The sequence below is a fragment of the bacterium genome (assembly GCA_026708055.1).
Classification (GTDB): domain Bacteria; phylum Actinomycetota; class Acidimicrobiia; order Acidimicrobiales; family CATQHL01; genus VXNF01.
In genome coordinates this window covers 1-3,430 of record JAPOVS010000072.1, presented here as the reverse complement: position 1 = coordinate 3,430, position 3,430 = coordinate 1, and the positions used below count along the sequence as shown (strand labels likewise).

At 67.7% G+C, this 3,430-nt stretch carries 5 protein-coding genes; all 5 read left to right on the top strand.

The features are described from left to right. Positions 1–205, top strand: a 205-nt coding sequence (locus OXG55_15370; protein ID MCY4104616.1) for a hypothetical protein, incomplete at its 5' end; no start/stop codon positions are given. Further along, positions 174–1,292, top strand: a complete 1,119-nt coding sequence (locus tag OXG55_15365) for a hypothetical protein (protein MCY4104615.1) — start codon at positions 174–176, stop codon at positions 1,290–1,292. The genes OXG55_15370 and OXG55_15365, both read left to right, overlap by 32 nt. Before the next feature lie 259 nt (positions 1,293–1,551). Next, positions 1,552–1,716 (top strand): hypothetical protein, encoded by a 165-nt coding sequence (locus OXG55_15360; protein ID MCY4104614.1) that lies wholly within the window; start codon positions 1,552–1,554, stop codon positions 1,714–1,716. 71 nt (positions 1,717–1,787) lie between these two features. Next, a complete protein-coding gene (locus tag OXG55_15355) occupies positions 1,788–2,297 on the top strand; it encodes a hypothetical protein (protein ID MCY4104613.1) in 510 nt (169 codons plus the stop codon). 40 nt (positions 2,298–2,337) lie between these two features. Next, the coding region (locus OXG55_15350; GenBank protein ID MCY4104612.1) for a branched-chain amino acid ABC transporter permease at positions 2,338–3,430 on the top strand (1,093 nt) is incomplete at its 3' end.

Below are 3,430 nucleotides of genomic sequence, written 5' to 3'. Positions count from 1 at the left end.
GCCTCCAAGCCTGCCGAGCAGCGCCACCGACACTAGACCCGCCACCCCCGCCCCCGCCGCCGCCCCCGCCGCCCCCGCCGCCCCCGCCGCCCCCGCCGCCTCCGCCTCCTCCTCCGCCTCCTCCTCCGCCTCCTCCTCCGCCTCCTCCTCCTCCTCCGCCTGCGACGCCGGAGGTGAGCGTGACTGCGGGCGGCGGGATCACTGAGGGCGGCAGCGCTGTCTTCACTGTGACGGCGAGTCCTGCCCCGGCGTCGCCGCTGTCGGTGACGGTGGCGGTCGCCCAGCAGGGGGACTTCGGCGTGACCGCCGGCACCAAGACCGTCGTGGTCCCGACCAGCGGCAGCAAGTCCTACACCGCAGCCACCGCCGGCGACAGCACCGATGAGCCCGACGGCGAGATCACCGTCACCGTGAACGCGGGAACCGGCTACACCGTGTCGGCCACCCAGGGCACAGCCGTAGTCGCAGTGGCCGACGACGACGCCACCTCGGTGGTGCTGGCAGCGGCTGTCGGCGGCTCCACGATTGCGGAGGCTGGCGGCAGCCGCGAGGTCACCGTGACCTTGGGGCGGGCGCTGGCCGCCGGCGAGGCCCTCACCGCGCCGTTGGCCGTGACCGGCGCCGTCGTCGGTGCCCACTACACGCTTGCCCTCAAGCAGGGCCAGGGCCTCAACGAGCACGTCGCGCTGGACACCAGCGACCCCCACAGCGCCCAGAACCCGGCGGTGGTGCTCACTGCCGGGGCGCAAACGGCGACCCTGGTGCTGGTGGCGGTGCCCAACACAGACACCGACGAGCGCACCGTGCGAGTGGCGTTCGCCACAGGCCAGCGCGCCCCCGCCGGCCAGGGCCTGTCGGGCGGCATCGCCGCCGCCGGCGGCCCGGTGGACACCGCCATAACCAACGACGACCCGCCCCCGCCGCCCCCGCCCCCGCCGCCGCCTCCTGCGGAGCCGAGCCTGTCGGTGCGCGACGTGGAGGTCAGCGAGAGCGGCCGCTATGTGCGGTTCATGGTGTATCTCAGCGAGACCCCCGACCAGACCGTCACCGTCAGGGTGGCCACACGCGACGGCACCGCCGAAAACGGCGCCGACTACCGGGGCATCCCCGCGGGCAGCCGCACGCTGAGGTTCGCCGCCGGCTCAAGGCTGCTGTACCGCTACTTCTACATATCCGTCCTCGACGACAGCGCTGCCGAGGGCGACGAGACCTTCGAGGCCGTCCTCATCGACGCCCACGGCGCCCCCGTCAGCCGCGCCACCGCCACCGTCACCATCACCGACAACGACTGAGCAGCCTACAGCCTCGGGCATTTTGGTAGTCTTCTGCATCACAACAGGGACGACGATTGAGGGAGGGGGGCTTCTCCCAAGCTCGGCACCGATCGCGCCCGGTCGACAGTCCGAGAAACCCTCGTCCACGCCCCAACGGCAAATTGAGCGTCTATCAACAGCCAGAAGATGTGGCATGCGTTTTGGGTAGACTGGCGGAGTGTCTGAGTCTGCCGCCTGCTCTGCGCCAGATCGAGCCGGCAAGCCTTGGTGGCAGCGCATGGTTGAGACGAGCACCGAGACGGACAACGACATGGGAACGGCACCGCTCTCGCCGGGGGAGAAGCTGGAGTCCCTGCTCCATCTCGCGGCGTTTCTCCCGTCCCGCTACAGCGAGCACCTGGAGTTTCCACCGTTCAGCCAGCGTGCTGAACCAGGAGGATGAGCCGGCGCGAACCCCCAGTCGATCTCGTTGGTCTCATACTGCGAGCGCACGAAGCGCTAGAACGCGCCGAGATGCTCCATGCTTTTGGGGGAGCGCTGGCACTGGCATGGTGTGTCGAGGAGCCTCGAGCTACCAACGACATCGATCTGAACGTGTTCGTGCCAGCCGCTGAGTTCGGGAGCGTGCTCGCTGCACTACCCGCAGGCATCGAGGTGTCAGGGCAGTCCAGGCGGCGACTGGCAGATGAAGGCCAAGCGCGGCTGTGGTGGTCCCGTGTGCCACTGGATGTCTTCTTGACCTCTGATCCGTTTCACACAGAGGTCGCGACTCGAATAGTGCGGCGCGACTTTGCTGGTGAATCGCTGCCGTTCTTGCATTGCCGCGACCTCGCCGTATTCAAGTCGTTCTTCGACCGCGGCAAAGATTGGCAGGACATCGGTGAGATGGTGAGAGCCGGATCGCTCGATGCGCTTGAGCTCGCAGATCAGCTTGCCGAGTTGCTCGGCCCGAATGACCATCGCGTGGCACGGGTTCAGAGGTTGCACCAAGAAGTCGAATCGGCTCAGAGCGAGGAGTGGTAATATCATCACAAGGGACGACGATTGAGGGGGACGTCTTGAAGTGAGCGACCATCTGGTCTTTCTGCTGCTTGGGCTGGCCAACGGCGCGGTGTTCGCGTCTTTAGCGCTTGCGTTGGTGGTTACCTATCGCAGTTCAGGAGTCGTGAACTTCGCTACCAGTGCTATTGCGCTGTACGGCTCGTATGGGTTCGCGTTCTTCCGGCAGGGAGAGTTCCTTGTTCTCATTCCCGGTCTGCCGGCCAAAGTGGACCTCGGCTGGGAGTTCCCGCTTCCGCTGGCGATCGTTGCGTCCCTGGCCATGACGGCCATACTCGGCCTGTTGATCTACGGGCTGGTCTTCCGGCCGCTGCGCAAGGCGCCGGCGGTGGCAAAGGCCGTGGCGTCGGTGGGCGTGTTGGTGGTTATGACCGGGATCATGGGCATCCGCCTCGGGACGCGGCCGGTGGCGGTGGACGACGTGTTCCCCTCTGACATCTGGACGGTCGGCGGCGTGCGGGTGGCGTCGGATCGCATCTGGTTCGCGCTGACCGTGGTGCTGGTCGCGGTCTTGCTGTGGGCGCTGTTCCGCTTCACGCCGTTCGGGCTGGCAACGCGCGCCGCTGCCGAGACCGAGCGAGGGGCATACCTTGCGGGGCTGTCACCCGACCGGCTCGCCGCGCTGAACTGGATGCTGAGCGCGGCCGTGGCTGGCGGCGCCGGCATCCTGATCGCGCCGATCGTTCCCCTGGTGCCGGTGGCTTATAGCCTCTTCATCATCCCCGCGCTGGCTGCGGCCATTCTCGGGAGATTCCAATACATGATCCCGGCGGTGGTCGGCGGGCTCGCCATCGGGATGCTCCAATCCGACATGCAGTTCCTCGTGGCGTCCCACGACTGGCTGCCGGGCTCGGGAATGCCCGAGCTCATCCCCCTCGCGTTGATATTGATCGTGCTCGTGGTGAGGGCGGCACCGCTGCCAGGCCGCGGTGCGGTGGTGCAGCAGACTCTGGGGAGCGCACCGAGGCCCGTCCGCCGCGTGAACGGGCTGGGCGTTGTGGGAATCGTCGGCGCGGTGGCCGGCTTGGTCCTGCTCGACGGTTCGTGGCGCACGGCGCTGATCATGACGTTCATCTTCTCGATGCTGTCGCTGTCGT